The 20,661-nt window shown below is 29.4% G+C and carries 19 protein-coding genes and 1 other annotated feature; of the genes, 3 read left to right on the forward strand and 16 right to left on the reverse strand.

Translation table 11 applies throughout. The features are described 5' to 3' along the window. The 6 genes from ACWOBP_RS03665 to ACWOBP_RS03690 all read right to left on the reverse strand — a co-directional run bounded on the left by ACWOBP_RS03665 (position 1) and on the right by ACWOBP_RS03690 (position 8,237). A complete protein-coding gene (locus tag ACWOBP_RS03665) occupies positions 1-2,013 on the reverse strand; it encodes an FtsX-like permease family protein (protein ID WP_455337510.1) in 2,013 nt (670 codons plus the stop codon). Position 2,014: 1 nt separating this feature from the next. Beyond that, a complete protein-coding gene (locus ACWOBP_RS03670) occupies positions 2,015-2,767 on the reverse strand; it encodes an ABC transporter ATP-binding protein (RefSeq protein WP_003147441.1) in 753 nt (250 codons plus the stop codon). Between the two features lie 220 nt (positions 2,768-2,987). Further along, on the reverse strand, positions 2,988-4,595 hold the full coding sequence (locus ACWOBP_RS03675; protein ID WP_314092828.1) for an ABC transporter ATP-binding protein: 1,608 nt from the start codon (positions 4,593-4,595) through the stop codon (positions 2,988-2,990). A gap of 364 nt (positions 4,596-4,959) precedes the next feature. Then, a complete protein-coding gene (locus tag ACWOBP_RS03680) occupies positions 4,960-5,946 on the reverse strand; it encodes a sensor histidine kinase (protein WP_003144207.1) in 987 nt (328 codons plus the stop codon). Next, a complete protein-coding gene (locus ACWOBP_RS03685) occupies positions 5,946-6,614 on the reverse strand; it encodes a response regulator transcription factor (protein ID WP_003144297.1) in 669 nt (222 codons plus the stop codon). The genes ACWOBP_RS03680 and ACWOBP_RS03685 overlap by 1 nt, the downstream gene beginning before the upstream one ends. 345 nt (positions 6,615-6,959) lie before the next feature. Next, on the reverse strand, positions 6,960-8,237 hold the full coding sequence (locus ACWOBP_RS03690; protein WP_003144273.1) for an O-acetylhomoserine aminocarboxypropyltransferase/cysteine synthase family protein: 1,278 nt from the start codon (positions 8,235-8,237) through the stop codon (positions 6,960-6,962). Positions 8,238-8,316: 79 nt separating this feature from the next. Continuing rightward, positions 8,317-8,554 (reverse strand) — a binding site (T-box leader). 659 nt (positions 8,555-9,213) lie between these two features. Between ACWOBP_RS03690 and ACWOBP_RS03695 the strand changes: the two genes are divergently transcribed. Continuing rightward, positions 9,214-9,495 carry a GNAT family N-acetyltransferase gene (locus ACWOBP_RS03695; protein ID WP_003144302.1) on the forward strand — a complete coding sequence of 94 codons (282 nt, stop codon included), beginning with the start codon at positions 9,214-9,216 and terminating at the stop codon, positions 9,493-9,495. A gap of 140 nt (positions 9,496-9,635) precedes the next feature. Here ACWOBP_RS03695 and ACWOBP_RS03700 read toward each other — a convergent pair whose 3' ends face one another. From ACWOBP_RS03700 to rpmH, 10 genes are all read right to left on the reverse strand, one after another. Continuing rightward, positions 9,636-10,268: a DUF421 domain-containing protein gene (locus tag ACWOBP_RS03700; RefSeq protein WP_003144086.1), complete on the reverse strand. Its 633-nt coding sequence runs from the start codon at positions 10,266-10,268 to the stop codon at positions 9,636-9,638. After that, positions 10,268-10,720, reverse strand: a complete 453-nt coding sequence (locus ACWOBP_RS03705; protein ID WP_003144311.1) for a DUF3290 family protein — start codon at positions 10,718-10,720, stop codon at positions 10,268-10,270. Before ACWOBP_RS03705 ends, ACWOBP_RS03700 begins: the two co-directional genes overlap by 1 nt. Positions 10,721-11,245: 525 nt before the next feature. Next, complete coding sequence (locus ACWOBP_RS03710) at positions 11,246-11,737, reverse strand: hypothetical protein (RefSeq protein WP_003144206.1); 492 nt, start codon at positions 11,735-11,737, stop codon at positions 11,246-11,248. Positions 11,738-11,945: 208 nt separating this feature from the next. Further along, positions 11,946-12,710, reverse strand: a complete 765-nt coding sequence (locus ACWOBP_RS03715; protein WP_003144155.1) for an exodeoxyribonuclease III — start codon at positions 12,708-12,710, stop codon at positions 11,946-11,948. 146 nt (positions 12,711-12,856) lie between these two features. Then, entirely contained in the window at positions 12,857-14,239 is a 1,383-nt protein-coding gene (mnmE, locus tag ACWOBP_RS03720) for a tRNA uridine-5-carboxymethylaminomethyl(34) synthesis GTPase MnmE (RefSeq protein WP_455337511.1), read from the reverse strand. 292 nt (positions 14,240-14,531) lie between these two features. Continuing rightward, the gene (locus ACWOBP_RS03725; protein ID WP_060913362.1) at positions 14,532-14,795 is read right to left on the reverse strand and encodes a SemiSWEET family transporter; all 264 of its coding nucleotides are present in this window, start codon (positions 14,793-14,795) and stop codon (positions 14,532-14,534) included. Between the two features lie 229 nt (positions 14,796-15,024). Next, positions 15,025-15,399 (reverse strand): response regulator, encoded by a 375-nt coding sequence (locus tag ACWOBP_RS03730; RefSeq protein ID WP_455337512.1) that lies wholly within the window; start codon positions 15,397-15,399, stop codon positions 15,025-15,027. 8 nt (positions 15,400-15,407) lie between these two features. Further along, positions 15,408-16,286: an RNA-binding cell elongation regulator Jag/EloR gene (jag, locus tag ACWOBP_RS03735; RefSeq protein WP_455337513.1), complete on the reverse strand. Its 879-nt coding sequence runs from the start codon at positions 16,284-16,286 to the stop codon at positions 15,408-15,410. 2 nt (positions 16,287-16,288) lie between these two features. Then, the gene (rnpA, locus tag ACWOBP_RS03740; protein ID WP_455337514.1) at positions 16,289-16,633 is read right to left on the reverse strand and encodes a ribonuclease P protein component; all 345 of its coding nucleotides are present in this window, start codon (positions 16,631-16,633) and stop codon (positions 16,289-16,291) included. A gap of 126 nt (positions 16,634-16,759) precedes the next feature. After that, the gene (gene rpmH / locus ACWOBP_RS03745; RefSeq protein ID WP_003144116.1) at positions 16,760-16,894 is read right to left on the reverse strand and encodes a 50S ribosomal protein L34; all 135 of its coding nucleotides are present in this window, start codon (positions 16,892-16,894) and stop codon (positions 16,760-16,762) included. Positions 16,895-17,725: 831 nt separating this feature from the next. Between rpmH and dnaA the strand changes: the two genes are divergently transcribed. Continuing rightward, the gene (gene dnaA / locus ACWOBP_RS03750) at positions 17,726-19,210 is read left to right on the forward strand and encodes a chromosomal replication initiator protein DnaA (RefSeq protein ID WP_371452545.1); all 1,485 of its coding nucleotides are present in this window, start codon (positions 17,726-17,728) and stop codon (positions 19,208-19,210) included. Positions 19,211-19,367: 157 nt separating this feature from the next. Further along, the gene (gene dnaN / locus ACWOBP_RS03755) at positions 19,368-20,507 is read left to right on the forward strand and encodes a DNA polymerase III subunit beta (protein ID WP_455337515.1); all 1,140 of its coding nucleotides are present in this window, start codon (positions 19,368-19,370) and stop codon (positions 20,505-20,507) included. Positions 20,508-20,661 lie beyond the last annotated feature (154 nt).

The raw sequence follows: 20,661 nt of genomic DNA on the forward strand, positions 1-20,661 counted from the left end.
CTATTCTTTTATAATTCTATAGTAAATTTTTGATGTTATTGCATAAACTATTAGATAGAAGATTGCGAAGACTACAATTGTCACAGCAAGCGCCTGTAAGAATATGCTATTATCTGTTATTAAGAATAATCTTAAGATTTTCTCGATAAATGGATAGGCTACTATCGTGTGTAATGTCGCTATAATTAGCGGTGAGAAGAAAATTAACAATACTTGTGATCTTATTGATTGTTTAATCTGTTTATCTGTAATACCTACTTTTCTCATGATTTCAAAGTTTCCTTTATCTTCATATCCTTCTGAAATTTGTTTGTAGTACATGATTACCACTTGGCTTATTACGAAGATAAAGCTTATGAACACACCGATGAATAGGAATGATGCGAACACTCCTCTGAATGTAAGTTTATTTTCTTCTTTACCTTCTATTTCTATACCACTTTGTTTTTCTAATTTTTTAAAACTTTCGATTACCTTAGCTTCTTTAGTTGTATCTTTGATATTGAAGGCAACGTAGTTTTGAAGTGTAGGAGTACCTGTTTGTATACTAATCCCTCTTTTTTCTAACTCTTTACTACTTAACTCTGTTAGTTTTGTAGCTAATTTAGTTGCTTCTTTCTCATCTTTAACAACAGCATAATATGTATCCATAATATTCGCTGTTGCAGAGCCTATTGTTCCTGGAAACTCTGATAATTTTTCTTTAATTTTATAGTCACTACCATTTAAAGAAATACTATTATAGTTGTAATCTCCTTTTTTATCGATATGTAATAAAATCTCATTACTTTCTAATGTTTTATTTTTATTAGCGAATTTATTATAATCTTTTAATTGTAAAACAACTATCATTTTAACATTACTTAAGTCTACACCTACATTTGATTCAAAATTGAACTTATCTTCAACTAATCTTCCTACCATAGGTAATGAATTATATGAGACCATGTCTTCCACTTCAGTTCCCGCTTCTTTAGCTGATAATTTTGCATTATTTTCAATTTCTTTTAGTTTATCACTAGTAGAATGATAACCTGCAATCATTAATTGTCTTGGGAATCTTTCGTTGTAAGATTTTTCCATACCTGCATATAACGCCGATGTTGATCCCATAGTTACAAGAACCATTGTAGATAATATACAGATATTCGCTAATCCTACTGCATTTCTCTTCATTCTGTATAATAAACCAGAAACGCTGATGAAGTTTTTAGGTTTATAGTAGAAGTTTTTATTATTTTTCATGATTTTTAGTACTGTGATACTAACTGCCATGAACACTAGATATGTACCTATAATTACCGCAACTACAGCATAAAAGAATACTAATAATGCTTTTACAGGATTTTGTACCGTTTGTGCTGTGTAATAACCATAGCCGATTAATGCTAAACCGATTATCGCTAGAATCCATCTAGATTTCGGTTCTTTTTCACCTTTATTTTCATCTTTTAATAAGGCTACAATTCTAAGTCTAGCTATTTTAATAACTGTATAAAGTAATAATAAGAAGTATATTCCTCCGAATAATAATACTGAGAATACTATAGCTATCGGTGTTATGCTGAACCCAAAGCTAACTCCCGCTGAGAATAATTTTAATAATACTAACAACATAAGTTTATCAAAAATTATTCCTAATCCAATTCCTAACACTATTGTAGTTACAGCGATAAAAATTATTTCTAACACTAAGATTTTAGCTATTTGTTTTTTCGTCATACCTAAAACAGAATACAATCCAAATTCTTTTACCCTACGTTTTACTAGAAAACTATAAGTATAAAATAGGAAAATTACAGAGAACAGCGCAATTACAATAATACCGAAACTTAATACCTGTTTTGTCGCATCAATACCGTTTGGAAGTTTGTCTAAATTATCTCCAAAAGCTAGAGATGACAGTATGTAAAATGACATTATTGTAAAAATTGCTGATAACACATAAGGTATTATAAATTTTTTATTTTTTACAAGGTTGTTTAAAGCAAATTTGCTATAAAAGAAGCTCATCTTACTCACCTGCCTGCATTAAAGTTAACGTGTCATTAATTTTTTGGAACATCTCACTCGTAGTCGCATTTCCTTTTCTAAGTTCATGGAAAACTACCCCATCTTTAATAAATAATACACGTTTAGCACGAGCTGCTGTTTTCACAGAGTGCGTAACCATAATTATTGTTTGTCCTGCATTATTAAGTTTTTCAAAAACTTCTAACAGTTGATCTGTTGATTTTGAATCAAGTGCCCCTGTCGGTTCGTCCGCTAAGATTAATGCTGGATTCGTAATAATCGCACGAGCTACCGCTACCCTTTGACGTTGACCACCAGATACTTCATATGGGAACTTGTTGATTAATTTATCAATTCCTAGAGGTTTAGTTACTTTCTCTAATCTTTTTTCCATATCTTTATATTTTTTATTTGCTAACACTAACGGTAATAAAATATTATCTTTTATAGAAAAATTATCAAGTAGATTGAAATCTTGGAAGACGAATCCTAGATTGTCACGACGGAAATTCGCTAGGTCTTTATCTTTCAACTTACTTAAATCTAAATTGTTTAAATTCACATTTCCTGATGTCGCTTTATCGAATGTTGCGATAATATTTAGTAAAGTTGTCTTACCGCTTCCGCTTTCTCCCATAATCGCTACATATTCACCATTATCTACTGCGAAGTTTACGTTTTTTAACGCTTCTGTACTTTGAGTACTTAATCTTGTTGTATAAACTTTTCTTACATTGTTGACTTCTAATAACATTTTTATCACTCCTAAATTCTTTTTATTTTATCTTATCTTCCTAGTTCGAACTTTTCTACAACTTCCTCGTTGTTTATATTTATATTCTACCTTACTTTTCTTACAGATTCTATCGATTTTCCTTACAAAAAAGCTCCCAACCTTACACTTTTGTAAGATTGGGATATTTATTACTTTTTATTTGATTTCAAATACTTTATCAACTTTATTTCCTGGGAAATTATAATCTCAATATATCTGTAAATCTTTGTTCAGAGTTGCTATCTAGTCTGTGTGTGATTAGAATTACCGTTAATTCTGGATTAGTTAATAGAAGTTCTTCTATTTTCTCTGCATTATCCTTATCTAAATTAGAAGTTATCTCATCTAACAGCACTACTTTTTTCTCTCTAACTATTCCACGAGCCAGGGCTATTCTTTGTTTTTGACCACCTGATAAATTCTTACCACCTTCTACAAGTTCAGTATCTAAGCCATCCTCAAGACTTGTCAGAAACTCACCTAATCCTACACTTTCCAACACATCTTTAACTTTTTCATCAGCATAATCATCACCTAGCGTTATATTAAATCTTAGACTTTCTGTGAAAATATACGGCTCTTGTGGGATATATAACATCTTATCATACAGGCTATACTTATTAAGACTTCCTAGTTCTTCTCCATTAAATTTAATTGCACCTTCATAATTTTCTATTCTTCCAGTCAATAATTTTAACAATGTAGATTTTCCACTACCACTTTCACCGACAATAGCGTATTTACCATATTTATTAAATGCATACGAAATATTTTTTAATACACTTTTCTCTTCATATTTATAAGAAACATCTTCTAATTCTATAGTTTCAATTTCTTCATTTAATAATTTTTTGCTAGTATCTTGGTCATTAATTGCCTTAGCCTCTTCTTTAAATTTCTCGAATTTCTCAAAGATTGGTACTACGATATTTAACTCTACAGTAATATTCATAATATTTCCTACTGAATTAAAAATCGTAGATGTTAGTGACTCTACCGTTAAAATAGACCCAAAGCCTACAATATTTTTTAGAGCGAGTATTCCCGTTAGTAATACTACACCAACTTGCCCTACTAAATTTCCTAAGCCTCCTAGGACTCCGGCTAATCCGACACTTTTTCTTAGAGACACAGATTCTTTTAATACTTCATTAGAAGAAGTTGCTACAATTTTTTTCAAAATTCCTAATTTATTGAAAGATAGTAAACTATCGAATCCTTGTAAGTAATTCGTATTTTTACTTATTAATTTTTCTAATGAGCCTGAGTAGCTCTGAGCTTTATTCTGAATAGATTTTTGCGCAAGAGCTGGTAATACTAATGTAAGAACACTCATTACTATAGAAAAGACGATAATCGACCAGTGGAATGCAAATAGTCCGACTATAGCTAAAAGCGTCTCTATAATTGCTGTAATACTTTGATAAAAATTACCAAATCCTTTTTCCTCAACAATCATCAAATCATTACTAAGCCACGATATATAATCACCGCTATTTTTCTTATTGAAGTTAGCATAATTGTTTTTAGAAATTGCATCCACGACATCGCATCGAATATCAGTTATCATTTTTTGCACTACATAGTTTTCATACGGAATTTTTATATAAATAGAAACTAAATATAATAAAAACACGATACCTGCATAGGCTATATTATAGAAAAAGCCATCGGTATTCGATTTAATTAATTCGTTAAATCCATCCCCTATGAAATATGCAGCGACAACCTTACATGCTCCTCCAAAAATAATTAGTAAAAGTAACAAACTATTTTCTAAATATCTTTTCTTTAAATACTGCTTCATCTTTTCCCTCCTTATACCTTACTACTATTCTATCAAATAAAATAAACTTAAACAAGATAGTTTTCAGATAATTTATTCTATTAGTTAGAAAATAATTTTATTTACATTATAATATATATATCAAGTGGCTTTTTAGATATCTAATAAACCACTGCAGAAAGCGACTCGACAAAATCGTGTTTCTTCTAACTCATGATTTTTGAGTCACTCACATATATCAAGTAGATTTTGTTGGGTTTATAGCTAACCTATTTTAAGAGTTTATAGATTTATATCTAGTCTCATTTGTGAAATTAAAAAATCCCCTCAAAAGTTAAATCTACAATCTAACTCTCAAGAGAATTCCTTATTGATATATTGTTATCTAATCCCTTAAAGTATCTTCTTTCGGGAATGTGATTTCTATCCTAGTTCCTTCTCCTACTTTTGAAGAAATTTCAATATGATGACCTAGTTTATCTAGAGTTTTTTTACATAAATACAAACCTAGACCACTCGATTTTTTTTCGTATCTTCCATTAAAACCTGTAAAACCTTTTTCAAAAATTCGAGGTAGATCTTCTTCTTTAATACCCATACCGTTATCTTCTATAACCAGTTTATTTTCACAAGTTTCTATTTTAATTTCTCCACTGGTGCTAGTATATTTCACACTATTACCTAGTATTTGTTCAAAAGCGAAACTCAACCATTTTTTATCACTAATTACCATTGTTTCATGTGAAACATAGTTTAATTTTATTTTTTTGTTAATGAAGATAGTCGCATATTTTTTTACACTATCTTTCACCACTTCATCAAGATTAATCTTTGTAATAACATAATCTGATGATATGCTATCTAATCTTATATACGTCAGAACCATCTCAACATAGCGTTCTATTTTGAACAATTCTTGCTGTAAGACTTTTTGATCTACTTCTTCATTGTCTAATAGAAAATTCATCGCTGCAATCGGAGTTTTTATCTGATGAACCCACATACTGTAGTAATCTACCATGTCGATATTTTTTTGTCGATTTTCCTGAGTTAATTTCTCTAACTCTTCATATAATTTCTCTATGATTTTATGATAATAATCAATCCTAATATCCAAGCTTTTCGGTAAATCTTCAAGATCATTTAGAATATTTTTCTCTAGAAATTTTAATTTTTTATAACTTTCTTTATAATTAACAAAATCTAAAAAGCTAGCTATAAGTGACGCTAAAAAACAGAAACTTCCTGTATATATTAGAGCTTCTAGTGGCAAATTATACAAATAAAACATAATGAAAAATATGGCAATAAAAACTACAAATAAAATATAAACTTTTATGTTTTTCTTTAAATAACTTTTTAATATTTCCATTAGACGATATATCCTTTACCTTTTTTAGTAGTAATAAATTCATCTATTCCTATACTTTTCAACTTAGAACGAAGTCTGTTTATATTAACCGACAAAGTATTTTCATCTATAAAGTTATCACTTTGCCACAATGCAGTAATTATTTCTTCTCTCGTTACTATTTTTTCTCTATTTTCTAATAATACTGTAAAAATTTTACCTTCATTTTTAGTAAGTTCAACTAGGTTATCTTGATATTTCACCTCATCACGGCTCATATCAAAAATTACATCTTTATATACTACAAGATTTGAAGATCCGCTAAAATTATAAACACGGCGGAGTAGGGCTTCGATTTTTGCTTTTAGGACAACTAACTTAAATGGTTTTTCTATAAAATCATCAGCACCGATATTCATAGCCATAACAATATTCATATCATCATTCGCAGATGAAATAAAAATTATAGGCACTTTCGACAATTTCCTAATCTCCTCACAGAAATAATAACCATCAAAGTAGGGAAGATTAATATCCATTAATACTAGATCCGGTGATTGTTCCACAAATTCCTTGACTACATTTTGAAAATCCACAACCTCATGTGTAGCATACTGCCATTTTTGTAGATATCCAGCTATTGAATTTGAAATTATCTCATCATCTTCTACTATCATTACTTTATACATACTTTCACCCCTTAGTTACTATTATTACTAAAATTATATCACAAACACACTTCTTATGATATATTCTACAAAAAATATATCTCTGCTGCCTTTTATTTCTCTAAAACAAAAAGCAGAGATTGCCTAGGAATGAGTTTATATGAAATTTCCACGCTGCCTTGCTTCTATTTCATGCTCCTAAACAACCTCTACTCAAAAAGAGAAAATTGTGGATTAAGATATTTTTTGTATATTATTAGTATTAAAATAAATGGCTGTCAAGGTTTTTTAATAATCTGTCTTAATCCACACATTTTAATAAAATATTAATTATTTTAATCAAATGTTTCTTGTGAAACTTTTCTCTTAGATATTTTCTAATGCTAAACGTAAATCTTCAATTAGATCATCCGCATTTTCTAATCCAATTGATAGTCTAACTTGCTGTGGAGTAATTCCTGTATATTGTAATTCCTCCGGACTTAATTGTCCATGTGTTGTTGATGCTGGGTGGATAGCTAAACTCTTCGCATCAGCTACATTCGCTAAGTTTGAGAAAATTTCTAAACTATCAATTACTTTACGAGCTGCTTCTTCCCCTCCAACTACATCAAATGAGAAGATTGATCCACTACCTTTAGGTAGGTATTTTTTAGCTAATTCATAATATTTGTTTCCTTCTAATCCTGGGTAGTTGATTGATGCTACTTTAGGATGTTTTACTAAGAAGTCTATTACTTTTTGAGTATTTTCTACATGACGCTCAACTCGTAAAGATAATGTTTCTAAACCTTGTAATAATAAGAATGCGTTAAATGGTGATAATGCTGCTCCTGTATCACGTAATAACTGTGTTCTTACATTTGTAATGAACGCAGCAGGTCCTACATCTCTTGTATAACTTAAGTTGTGGTAACTTGGGTCTTCATCAACTAATTGTGGGAATTTTCCACTACCTTCCCAGTCAAATTTACCACTGTCTACGATAACACCACCAATTGATGTACCATGGCCTCCAATGAATTTAGTCGCAGAGTGAATAATAATATCTACACCATGGCTAAATGCATTGATTAAGTATGGACTAGCAAATGTATTATCTACTACTAGTGGAATTTTATGTTTATGAGCAATCTCAGCCCATTTTTCTAAATCAGCGACATTTGCTAATGGATTTCCTAATGTTTCTACAAATAGAGCTTTAGTTTTATCAGTAATTGCTTGTTCAATTTCTTCAAAGTTATCTGGATCAACAAAAGTTGACTCTACACCATAACGTGGTAGGGTAAGTTTTAATAGGTTATATGTTCCTCCATATACATTTTTAGAAGATACGATGTGATCTCCCGCATGTGCTAATGTTAAGAATACATATGTAATTGCAGCCATTCCTGAAGCTACAGCTAATGCACCAACTCCACCTTCTAATGCATTAATTCTTTCTTCGAAGACTGCAGTAGTAGGGTTAGTAATACGTGTATAAATATTCCCAGCTTTTCTTAATGCAAATGAATCAGCTGCATCTTGAGTATCATCAAAAACGAATGATGTTGTTTGATAAATAGGGACAGCTCTTGCTTTTGTATCTCCAACTGTTTGTCCTGCGTGTAATTGTAATGTTTCAAAACTAAATTTTCTTGTCATAATATTTTTTTCCTCTTTTCTACGTCTCGATAAGTTATTTTTTATAAAAAAAACACCTCTACTACATATTTACATATGTAATAGAGGCGATTATCTTAATTCGCGTTACCACTCTAATTTATACTAATCTTGCGATTAGTACCTTATTCAGTACATGTTTATACTGTGTGCTATATCGTGCAACCTACGTGTTTACCTATTAGATAAACAAAACTCTAAGACCATTTTCAACTAATCTTCACCATGTTACTTCGCACCAACCAATAACTCTCTGTTGTAGCTACGTATTAATTTACTTATCTTTTCAACGTTTGTGTATTAAATTAAACTAATTGTACACCCGTTTTTCATATTTGTCAATAACTTTTTTAAAAAAAATTAAAACGTTTTATTTTTCTTCTATAAGATGTTAAATAAAAAATACTATGAAAATATTTTAATTTATTTATTATTTTATAAATAAAAATTTAGTAGAATTATTTATTTTAATTTAAGGAATATTAATTTTTATATTTTATCAAAATTGAAATTATAAAATAAAATAGAAAGAAAAGAAGAAAGATAGAAAAGAAACAAAAAGATAGAGAGAAGAACAATAAAATAACGAGAAAAAAAGGGATAAGTAAAATTAAGTAAAAAATAAAAATTCAGTATAAAATTCACCTATAAAGCGATGAAATCATATAGTAAACTTCTATTTTTGTTTTTTTCACATAGTTAATATTTAGATAAATATTAAACTATATCAAATAGGGACTTATATTTATCTATTATTTCCTTTAATTTTTCTTTTTAAACACTTTCCTCTATATCAGATACCTCTATTGCTTTCAAATCTAAAGCAATACTTTTATCAAACATTACTTTTCCTTTAATAATTGTAGTGCTTTTAAAGAATGATATGTAGGATACTCTTTCCCTTTATTTATGGTATAATAGCACTAATAACACTATATGAGTATCCCAGGAGGTTTATATGGAATTTACTAAAACAAATGATGGATTCGTAAAATATGATGAAAATGGTAGAGTTATAGCTGAAATTACCTATGCTACTACTAATAATCCTAACGTAGTTGTCGCTGATCATACTTTTGTTGATCCTTCACTTCGAGGGCAAGGTGTAGCAGGAAAGTTATTAGATGCTCTTGTTAAAGATATGACTGAGCAAAATAAAAAAATTAAACCAGCTTGCTCTTATGTCGTTAAAAAATTCCAAGAAGATTCTTCTTACGATTTTATTAACGCCGATAAATAACATTTAAAAAAGCAGAAAATTGATTTTTCAATTTCCTGCTTTTACTTTTTGTTATATTAATCTATATTATTATTTTCTTATTTAATTAATTTGTTATTGTCTTGTTAAAATTTTTAATTTTATTTAAAAAATAAATTATATTAGTATTCAATTATATGTAATTGTCCTTTGTCATACTCTGCTAAGAATATTTTAGATGTGTCTTCATATCCTAATTCTAATAAAGTTTCTTTTAACCATTCTTCTGTTTTATCCATCGTTTCTAATGTACTATGTTGGATAGTTCCATCAGTAATTACCGGATATTTAGGATTTTCCTCACCTTGTTGTATTATAATTAGTTGTCCATTTTGTTCTAAAACCGCTCTTTTTACTTTTTGAATACTATAAACACCTTGTGTTCTTAATTTAAAAGCTATGTCTTGTGCTGTTAAACCAGCTTTTCTTGTTGCTTCTACATCTATTTTTCCTTTTTTTATTATTGTTGTAGGTTCTCCGTCTATCATTTTTTTTAAGTATGAGTTATTTGTTTTTAACCACTTCAGACCTAATACCAAAATTATCCATATTAATAATATATTGAAGTATTGTAAAATAGAAATTGATGGACTATATATTACCCCTCCTAATATTCCCCCGAGTACATAGTTTTGAACTTGATCACTCGCTGAAGTTGGTGCTAAATTTCCTTTTCCTGATATATTAATTACTATTACAAGCGATAATAAACCTAAAGCTAGTTTTATTGCTATATCTATATATGAAAGTTGCATTATCTTTTCACCTCCACTTTTTCAACAATTGGTTCTACCAATTCTATTTTCTCTAGTAAATAATCACCTTTTTTTCCGTTACTTATTACTCTATAGTAGTTATCATCTATTTTTAAAAATGAATTTTCTATAGAGGCTTCACTATTTATATAGATATGTGTTTTGTCAATATTTAATTTTTCTGAAACTCCCTCAATAAATTCAATAGAGCTTTTATACTGATTAGCTGATATACTATTACTTTGATAATCACTTACTTGTATCCCGATTAATAAAAAGATACCTAATATCATTATGATAGCTAATTCTCTATACTTGCTATCTTGTCTATTTTTATAATACTTAATTAGTGATACTATTATTATTAATAGTAAGCATCCTCCTACTACATATGTTATAGTATTACTCTGATCTATTTTATTTAATAAATATTCATAAGAATAAAATTTCAAACCTATCACTCCTTTTGTTTTACGTGAAACATTTATATTATTCTATTTTTAACTCCTACGCTATTCTATCTTTATCATCTAAAATATTTTTTATAGATAATTTTGTTTTTTATTTTCATACAATTTTAAAGTCACTTAAATATTTTCTTATCGTATTGTTGTTTAAATGAGTATTCATTTATGAAAATTCTATGTTTTTAATTTTAGCAAAGAGCTAAATAGATTGTAAAATTTCATGTACAATCCACTGATTTCGAAGATATTTTATCATAGCTAAATGATGAATAACTAAATAATTGATATTTTCAGCAAAAAAGTAGGGTATTTCTCATAATCTTCATAAAAAGTAGTGAGTGTCATTGTCTCTACTGTTTCTCCCAGTTTTTCTAAGACATAAGAAATACCTTCATTTATATCATTACTAATGTTCCCACTCATTTTTATAGCTTATTCTTTAAAAAACACGACCCTCTGCTATTCTCTTCATTACTTGCTATTATTTTTCTAATTTTGTTTTTCTTAGCATTAGCTCGCCTTTTTTATTCTAATAGGCCCATCACTTAATTTATGCTCTTTGTCCCGCATTAATATTCTTATAACCTGCATCGTTCTTCTAAGTGCCTCTAAAGCTGAGAATTCCCATCTCATCGTAGCTTCCATCATAAGTTCAAATGCATCTTTAAAACCTGTTGCTCTTTCTGCACCCCTAGGATCACCTATAAATAGTACATTATTTAGTGAAACTTCGTCTATTATCATTCTTTCAGGCTTGTATCCTATTAATTTGCGAAGAATACCTGCCAAGTATGGATCTATTATATCTTCTTTTTCCAAGTAATCTATATACTCATTTTCCGAATCAAAGATTGGTAACTTAATATTCCCGTGAACTAGATAATCTTTCTCTTCTGTTACTCTTACAACATCAATCACTCCAAACTCATCGAATTTAATGTAATCGATAGAATATTTTGTGTCCCATTCATTTACATCTTCTATATAAAATTTTGGTCCCATAAATTACCTCTTTTCTTAAAATTAATACAGGAATAACTTAAACCCATAATCTCATAGAAATTTATTTTTATTAAGTCACCCCCGCTAATTTTATTTTTTAATAAGTATTTTTAATCATTATGCATGATTTTAAATAAGATATTACTTTTGTCAGTCATGCTAAAGATAAAAATATACGTCATGGTTTATCCACAACGCATATTATATTTTACAACAAATTGTCTTTTAATACAAGCTCTACAGGACAATGATCACTACCAAATATTTCATTGTGAATAGCAGCACTTTCTAAGTACTCTTCTAAATCACGACTTACTAAGAAGTAATCAATTCTCCATCCTGCATTATTTTTACGTGCGTTAAAACGATAACTCCACCAAGAGTAGGCACCTGTTAAGTCTGGATTATAATATCTAAACGTATCTATAAATCCAGCATCTAATAACTTCGTGAATTTTTCTCTTTCTTCTGGTGTGAATCCTGCATTTTTCATATTTGATTTCGGATTTTTCAAATCTATTTCTGTGTGTGCAACATTTAAATCTCCACAAACAACGACACCTTTTGTTTTATTTAATGCTAACAAATAGTTTTTAAAATCTTCTTCCCAACTCATACGATACTCTAATCTCTTAAGCTCACTTCCTGAATTTGGTGTATACACTGTAATAAAGAAGAATTTATCATATTCTAGTGTAATTACACGCCCCTCAGTATCATGTTCTTCAATTCCTATTCCATACGTTACATTTAACGGCTCATGTTTAGTATATATGGCTGTTCCTGAGTATCCCTTACGCTCAGCATAGTTAAAATAGCTATAATACCCATCGAATTGTAAATCTAATTGTCCTGCTTGCATTTTTGTCTCTTGTAAACAGAAGAAATCAGCATCTAGTTGTTTAAAATCTTCTTCAAAATTTTTACCAACTATTGCTCTTAGACCATTGACATTAAAACTTATACATTTCATTTCGTTCTCCTTTTTGTTTCATGTGAAACATCTTTATTATCTTGTAGCTCTTGTTTCGTGTGAAACAGTTTCTTTCAGCTTTACTTTTATATCTCACACAAAACATGTTCATTCATCTTTTTCTTTTGTATTTTATATAATACTACTTATTTTCCTAGACAGAATCTACTGAATAATTCATTTATCAGTTCATCACCAGAGTTTTCTCCGATAACTTCTCCTAATAGATTGAATGTATTCGTATAGTCTATAAGTACCATATCCACTTCAAGACCCATCTCTGCTGCTCCGATAGCATCATTTAAGCTTGTTAAAGCACGTTGAATAAGATTAATTTGACGTGTGTTTGATAAGTACGTCGCATCTTTTGGACGAGCAGCTCCACCAAAGAATAAGTCTCTGATGTTTTTCTCTAATTCATCTATCCCTTTATATGTTGTCATAGATGTTTTTATAATAGGGTGGTTGTACGCTAATTTTTCAACTTCAGCAATATCAATTTTCGTCTCTAAATCTAGTTTATTTAATATTACTATCGTTGTTTTTCCTTCGGTTAGCTTTAATAATTCTTTATCGTCTTCAGTTAATTCTTCACTACTGTTTAATAAGAACAATACTAAATCGGCTTTTTCTAAAGCTTCTTTACTACGTTTAACACCGATTTGTTCCACGATATCATCTGTTTCACGAATACCAGCCGTATCTATTAATTTAATCGGTACTCCTTTAATGTTCACATACTCTTCTAGAACGTCACGAGTTGTTCCTGCAATATCTGTTACGATAGCTTTATTTTCTTGTAGTAGGTTATTTAACAGTGAGCTCTTTCCAACGTTAGGTCGTCCAATAATAGCAGTATTTATACCTTCTTTAATAATTTTCCCTTGTTTTGATGTTTCTAATAGACTTTCTAAACTATTTCTAATACTTGTTGATTTTTCAAGAATAGTTTTTGTCGTTTCTATTTCTAAGTCATCATATTCAGGATAATCGATATTTACCTCAACAACTGTTAGTATATCTAAAATTTCAGCACGTAGACGTTTAATAAGCGTCGATAAGCGTCCTTGCATTTGGTTGTTAGCTATTTGACTAGCTTCATCTGTTTTACTCTTAATAAAGTCGATTACAGCCTCTGCTTGTGTTAAATCTATACGTCCATTTAAAAAGGCACGTTTAGTAAATTCTCCTGGTTCAGCCATTCTTGCTCCATGTTCTAAACAAAGTGCAAGTACTTTTTGAATCGTTACAATACCACCGTGACAGTTAATTTCTATAACATCTTCAGTAGTATAAGTACGCGGACCTACCATTTTTACAAGCATAATTTCTTCAATTTTTTCATTTGTAGCTGGATCAACTACATTACCATAATTTATAGTGTGACTAGCTAGACTCGCTACCGTTTTACCTTTTGGTAGTCTTACTATTTTTTCAGCAATACTAAATGCTTCATCACCACTAAGTCTAACAATACCTATAGCTCCTTCTCCTAGGGCAGTCGATATAGCGCAAATTGTTTCACTCATTATTCAAACTCCTTCTAACTCTTTATATTAATTAAAAATTCATATCTTATTTATTATACACTATTCCTTTAAATTTTTCTCTACATACGACCAAGCTACATTTTATATACTTTTTTTATAATGGGTTAGGGGAGGGCGAACAAAAAAGGCCCATCAAAAAATCGGACTGATGGAAAAAATCAGTCCGATTAAGATTGTTGAGTTTAGTTCGTTCAAACAAATAGAATGCTTGCAATCAGCATAAAAAAACAGCAACTTTTTTATGAAGTTTCTGGTTTTGTTTATATAATTTTTATAAAGAAGTAATAAAAGTTATACCACCTAATATCACTCCCGCTGCATTGGGAATGATAAGGATCCAGTCTTTTTTAGGTTCTTTTGTCCAACCATAGATTACCCAAATTAAACAAGAAACTGCTGCAAATAGTGGTTGGAATGGTTGAGCTTTTTCTCCTTGTAAGTTAGCGATAATTTGTGGAATATATGCAATAAAAACAAGAATCCCAATAAAAGCTCCAATAGATCCGACAAAGCGATTAATTTTTTGTTTAGACATATAATATACCTCCTGAGGTCTCATTATATCAGAAGAGAAAAGATACTGTCAATAATTATGTTAAACACAAAATATTATACACTAGCAAAAAAAAAGGATTCCTGAGCTTTAAGCTCATGACTCTTCTCATCAGTCCTAAATTTTGTAGAACCACAAAAAATAAGTAGCTTGGATAAATCTCCAAACTACTCATTTTTTATTATTTTATTAAAAAGTTTTTAATAAGATATTAATTCTCTTCGTTCATAAGTTCAATTTCTGAAATAGCGAATTCTAAGTCATCTAAATCATACTCTTTTGGCAGTACACCACATGCTCCATTAGCAAATGCTTGTCTTTTATACACAGGTACTTCGCCAACACTACTGCAGATAAGCACTTTTGCACCAGGAAACTTCGTACAAATTTCTTTCGTCGCCTCTAAACCATCCATTATCGGCATACAAATATCCATCGTTACAAAATCTGGTTGTATCCTTCTATACATTCTCACAGCTTGTTCGCCATTTTCTGCATAATGACACTTATATCCTGCTCGACTAGCAATTTCTGCTCCACGACTTCTATAATATGAACTATCATCAACTATTAATACTGACTTCATTAGGCCTCCTATTTAGCTGTAATAACTAAATATCTGTGTGGCTCCTCACCACGTGATTCTGTTTCAACATTTTTAATTCCTGTTAAGGCATTGTGAATAATTTTTCTTTCAATGCTTGTCATTGGTTCTAATTCAACAGGTTTTCCGATTTTTTTAGATTTTTTAGCTAAGTTTAACGCTAATTCTTCTAATGTTTTCTTACGATTTTCTCTGTAATCATCACAATCAACTTCTATTCTGAAGTAGTGTGAACTGAATTTTTTAGCGTAGTTATTAACTAAAAACTGTAAACTGTTTAAAGTTATTCCACGTTTACCAATTATTAAACTAGTGTTTTCTTCTGTTTTAATATTTAAAGTAAAGTGACGATTACCATCTTCTCTAAAATCTACAGTCGCATCAGGATATCCCATCGCAACAACAATATTTTGTAGATAATTTACAATACGATCTTTATTTTTTACGATATAATCTTCTCTTTTAGCTTTTTTTACAGGTTCTTCATCGTGTTCAGCTGTAACAACAGTTTCTTCTACTTCTGGTTTTGTTTCTTCTGTGTGAACTTCTTGGGCAACTACTTTTTCTTCAACAACTTCTTCTTTTTCTGTTATTTTTACTTCAACTTCTTGTTCTTTTTCGACTACTTTTTCAACCTCAACTACTTCTTCAGTTGTTTTAGCTAATTTAACAGCTTCTTCTTTATTATAATCTTCATCTAATGGAACTAATTTTACTTTTGCTTCTTTTTTGAATAAACCGAAAATACCTGCGCTACCACCTTCGATTACTTCAATTTTTACTGCATCTTCTGATAAAGCTAGGTCTTTTAATCCTTTTTTAATAGCCTCATCTACAGTAACTCCAACATAATAATATTCTTTTTCCATTCTTAACTCCTCTTCGCTTTCATAAGTTTTGATCTTTTTAAAACATGATCGATACTGCTACCAAATTCTAAAAATGGCAATTCTTTAGCACCAGGTCTTGCAATCACTATAATATCATAGTTTTTAACAAATTCTTTTCTTGTTTTAAAAGTTTCTCGTATATATCTTTTTATTTTATTACGTTCAAAGGCTTTTCCTAATTTTTTACTAACAGAAATCCCCAAACGCATATGGTCTAAATTATTTTTTTGATAATAAATAACAAACTGTCTATTCGCAAAAGATTGTTTTTTTCTTATAATATTATCAAAATCTTGACTTCTTTTTACTCTATATTCTTTTTTCATTTTAAAACCTTTCTTAACACTAATAATTTTAACAGTTTATTTAACTTTTTACAACTATCTTTCTTACTTTTTAGGATTCTCTAATAAAAAAAGGGTACCACTTTCGTGATACCCTCTGCGCAAACATTAAGCTGAAAGAACTTTTCTTCCTTTAGCTCTACGTCTTGCTAATACATTTCTTCCGTTTTTAGTGCTCATTCTAGCTCTAAATCCGTGTACTTTTGAATGTTTTCTTTTATTTGGTTGATACGTACGTTTCATTTTGTCCTCCTCGAGTTTTCTTTTCTTTACTTAGATAGATGTAATAACTGAATTAGTTTAACATATCTAAAATAATTTATCAAGTAAAAACATCATAATTTCTAAAAAAAAATCTAGACAAGTGAAAATATACTATAACTAATAACTTAATATTATCACTAATTATGGTTAAAATTCTTGTTTCTTTCATTATACATAAAAATAAGGGAGTGACTCGAAAATCGTGATTTCGTAGAAATCGATTTTGTTGAGTCACCTCCGCACAGTTTATTAGATATCTAAAAAGCTTTTATAAATCGAATTTAGATATCAATAAACCACTGCATCTACGAATTTTCATATACACTTTGTTAAATTTTAGGTCTTTTGAATCAGCCCTTGTTGTTAATAATCTGTTAATTTTTGCTTCTCAGTATAAGAAAATATTTAAGTATCTCTTTTAAACACTTTTCCACAATTTATTATAAGTTATCCACATATCTTTGTTAATAACTTTATTAACATCAAGAAAACATTTTCTTTTTTCTTAAGTTTTTAACAGTTTTATAAAGTTATTCACAATTTCACATTTAAAAGTTATTCACAGGTGTGAATTGTGTGTGAAAAACTTATAAACTATATTTATATCAATCTTGAAGTTTGTTAAAAAACTCTCAAAACTTAGAAAATACTTTTTATATTCTATTACTTTTTAACATATTCACAGCTTTTCCTTAGTTTTTTATTCACATAGTTAATAACTTCTGTTAACAACTTGTGAATAACTAATGTTTTATTTTATTAACATTCTATGTTATAATTATTTATATATTTTTTTAAGGAGGTATTTCATTGAGTAATTCTAATTTCTTATGGGAAATTATTCTTCGTGAACTAAAAAGTACAGTTGATCCTCATGTATTTGATACTTGGTTTTCTGGTGCTTCTATAGATAACGTCGATTTTATGAAAAAATCTATCGTTATTACTAGTAAAGAAGCTCTTATTTCTCAATTTATTCAAGGTGCTTATGATCAAAAATTAAAAGAAATACTAAAGAAAAATACTGGATTTGATTTTAATATAGACTATACTTCCCTTGATACTGATATTCCTCTAATTACACCTCATGTTGTTGATGAAAAGCCAGCAGCTGAAAATCTAATTAGACAGAACTTTCTTCAAGGTGATAAACCTTCTGGAGCTCAACATTTTTATCAAAAACAAACTTTTCCTCTAGAAGACTATAAACATCCTGTCCCTAATAAAAATATTACAGCGAGTAAAAAGAATCCTACGCTTAATAAAAACTACACTTTTGAAAATTTCGTAGTAGGGGAAGGGAATGCTTTTACACATAATATAGCATGGAACGTTGCCGTTTCTCCTGGTGGTATCTATAACCCTCTATTTATCTACGGAGGTGTTGGATTGGGAAAAACTCACTTACTTCACGCTATTGGTAATGAGATGGAAGCTAATTTTCCTGATTTTAAAATTGAATGTATTTCATCAGAGAAATTTTTAAATGAATTTCTTGCGTCTATTAAACCTATGAAAGACAAAAACAACTATACTAATGCGGATGAAGACTTTAGAAGAAAATACCGCGATGTTGATGCTCTTTTAATTGATGATATTCAATTCTTATCAGGTAAAACTGAAACACAAAACGCATTTTTCCATACATTTAACGAACTACAGATGAATCAGAAACAAATCGTCCTTATAAGTGATCGCTCTCCATCTCAACTTAATGATTTGGAAGATAGATTAGTTACTAGATTCAGTCAGGGGATAACTGCGGACATTACACCGCCTGACTTCGAAACACGTATGGCAATTATTAAATTCAAATGTGAACAGTTCGATATTAAACTAGATGAAGAGACACTTACTTATATTTCTAGTAATGTATCCTCTAATATAAGAGAGCTTGAAGGTGTTCTTAAACGTATTAAGTTCACTGCAACTTCTAAACATGAACAACCTTCACTTAGTATTGCCGAGGAAATACTAAAAAGCGCGAAAACTTCACCTAGAAAAAATATCTCACCTGAGAACATTATTAATGTTTGTGCCGATTTCTATAAAATCAAGGTTGATGATATTCTTTCATCTTCTCGTAAAAAAGAAGTTGTACAGGTTAGAAATATAGCTATATACTTATGTAGGGAACTTACTACATTATCATTCCCTTCTATAGGTGATTGTTTTAATAAAGATCATACTTCTATTCTTTATTCATTCAATAAGATAGCGAAACTAAGCAAAGATGAAAATCCTGAGATTTTTGAAGATATAGAAGTAATAAAAGAACGTTTAGGAAAAATATAAGAGTCTGTTAAAATCTACTAAAGATATTAATATGTTTTTTCACAAGTTATTAACAAGGGAAAATTCATTATTTTTGAGTATTCTTTAGTTTTCCACAGTTTTTACAGACCTTATTATTATTATTTTATTAAATATATATTATATATAAGGAGAACAAATGAAATTTACTATAACTAAATCAAATTTTATTGATGGCTTAAATCACGTATCAAGAGTAATTGCCCCTAATTCTCTTTTTGAAATCTTAAAAGGTATTAAATTAGAATTAGAAAAAGATAAACTTATACTAAAAGCAAGTGATTCTTTAGTATCTGTAGAATATTCTGTAGATAGCTATGAAGATGATAAAGAAGTTATTACTATAGAAGAAGAAGGACAAGTAGTATTACCTTCTCGTAATTTTATAGAAATAATTAGAAAAGCACCAACAAATTTAATAGAGATAGAAACAGTTGGTAACAATATTTTAGTTAAATCAGGTAAAAGTGAATTTAACGTAAAAGGATATGACGCTAACGATTATCCAGAATTTCCAGTTATCTCTAAAGAAAATAGTCTTAAATTAGAAGATAATGTTTTTAATGATATTATTAAAGAAACAGTATTCTGTACAGCACCTAATGATCAAAGACCTATTCTTGAGGGGGTTAACTTCTCATTAAGTAACAAAATCTTAACAGCTACAGCGACTGACTCATATCGTCTAAGTAGAAGACAAGTTACACTAAATGATGAAGATAGCAACAAAGAGTTTAACTTAATTATTCCTAGAAAAGCTCTAACTTATTTCCAAAGAATGATAGAAAATGGAAAAGATCAAGTAGAAATCTTCTATGAAAATAATAGAATAGTTCTTTACTATCAAAATGTAGTTTATACAGTATTATTAATTAGTGGTAACTATCCAAATACTAATAAACTTATTCCTACTGTTTTTGAATGTACATTTGTGGCGAACAGTAGAGAGTTTTTCAGTGCAGTTGATAGGGTTGCATTAATGAGTAGAGAAGATAAAGATGATATTATTAAATTAGTAGTAACTGATAATTTATTAGAAGTTTCTTCTCAATCTAAAGATTTAGGAAGTGCAGTAGAGGAATTAAAAGTTTCTTCTACATTAGAAGATGAAAAATTCGAAATTTCTGTATCTGGAAAATATCTAAAAGACGCGGTATCTGCGGTTGCGGCAGAGGAAATTATCGTTAAGTTCTCAGGGGAACTAACAGCGTTTATTATTCAACCAAGTGATTACCACAGAGAAATTATTGAATTAATTTTACCAGTAAGAACTTACTAATAATAAATAGGGGAAGCGGATTGAAATAAAAAAATCCGTAAAATCAATTATTAAATTTATAACGTAATGGTTTATAGATAAGGGGATGACCCAAAAGTACTAAATTTTAAAAAAGTTTACAAGAAAATTCATAGCCTCAGCAGTAGACACAATC

The sequence above is a fragment of the Gemella parahaemolysans genome, from assembly GCF_053758945.1.

Bases quoted from the DNA above. Each gene is read 5' to 3' on its own strand.
- jag (WP_455337513.1), bottom strand. From the start codon at position 16,286: ATGGAAAAAGAATATTATTATGTTGGAGTTACTGTAGATGAGGCTATT.
- ACWOBP_RS03685 (WP_003144297.1), bottom strand. From the start codon at position 6,614: ATGTATAAAGTAATGATAGTAGAAGATGATGAGATAATTTCAAATTCA.
- rnpA (WP_455337514.1), bottom strand. From the start codon at position 16,633: ATGAAAAAAGAATATAGAGTAAAAAGAAGTCAAGATTTTGATAATATT.
- mnmE (WP_455337511.1), bottom strand. From the start codon at position 14,239: ATGAGTGAAACAATTTGCGCTATATCGACTGCCCTAGGAGAAGGAGCT.
- ACWOBP_RS03695 (WP_003144302.1), top strand. From the start codon at position 9,214: ATGGAATTTACTAAAACAAATGATGGATTCGTAAAATATGATGAAAAT.
- ACWOBP_RS03680 (WP_003144207.1), bottom strand. From the start codon at position 5,946: ATGGAAATATTAAAAAGTTATTTAAAGAAAAACATAAAAGTTTATATT.
- ACWOBP_RS03730 (WP_455337512.1), bottom strand. From the start codon at position 15,399: ATGAAGTCAGTATTAATAGTTGATGATAGTTCATATTATAGAAGTCGT.
- rpmH (WP_003144116.1), bottom strand. From the start codon at position 16,894: ATGAAACGTACGTATCAACCAAATAAAAGAAAACATTCAAAAGTACAC.
- ACWOBP_RS03665 (WP_455337510.1), bottom strand. From the start codon at position 2,013: ATGAGCTTCTTTTATAGCAAATTTGCTTTAAACAACCTTGTAAAAAAT.
- ACWOBP_RS03700 (WP_003144086.1), bottom strand. From the start codon at position 10,268: ATGCAACTTTCATATATAGATATAGCAATAAAACTAGCTTTAGGTTTA.
- ACWOBP_RS03675 (WP_314092828.1), bottom strand. From the start codon at position 4,595: ATGAAGCAGTATTTAAAGAAAAGATATTTAGAAAATAGTTTGTTACTT.
- ACWOBP_RS03710 (WP_003144206.1), bottom strand. From the start codon at position 11,737: ATGGGACCAAAATTTTATATAGAAGATGTAAATGAATGGGACACAAAA.
- ACWOBP_RS03690 (WP_003144273.1), bottom strand. From the start codon at position 8,237: ATGACAAGAAAATTTAGTTTTGAAACATTACAATTACACGCAGGACAA.
- ACWOBP_RS03715 (WP_003144155.1), bottom strand. From the start codon at position 12,710: ATGAAATGTATAAGTTTTAATGTCAATGGTCTAAGAGCAATAGTTGGT.
- ACWOBP_RS03725 (WP_060913362.1), bottom strand. From the start codon at position 14,795: ATGTCTAAACAAAAAATTAATCGCTTTGTCGGATCTATTGGAGCTTTT.
- ACWOBP_RS03670 (WP_003147441.1), bottom strand. From the start codon at position 2,767: ATGTTATTAGAAGTCAACAATGTAAGAAAAGTTTATACAACAAGATTA.
- dnaN (WP_455337515.1), top strand. From the start codon at position 19,368: ATGAAATTTACTATAACTAAATCAAATTTTATTGATGGCTTAAATCAC.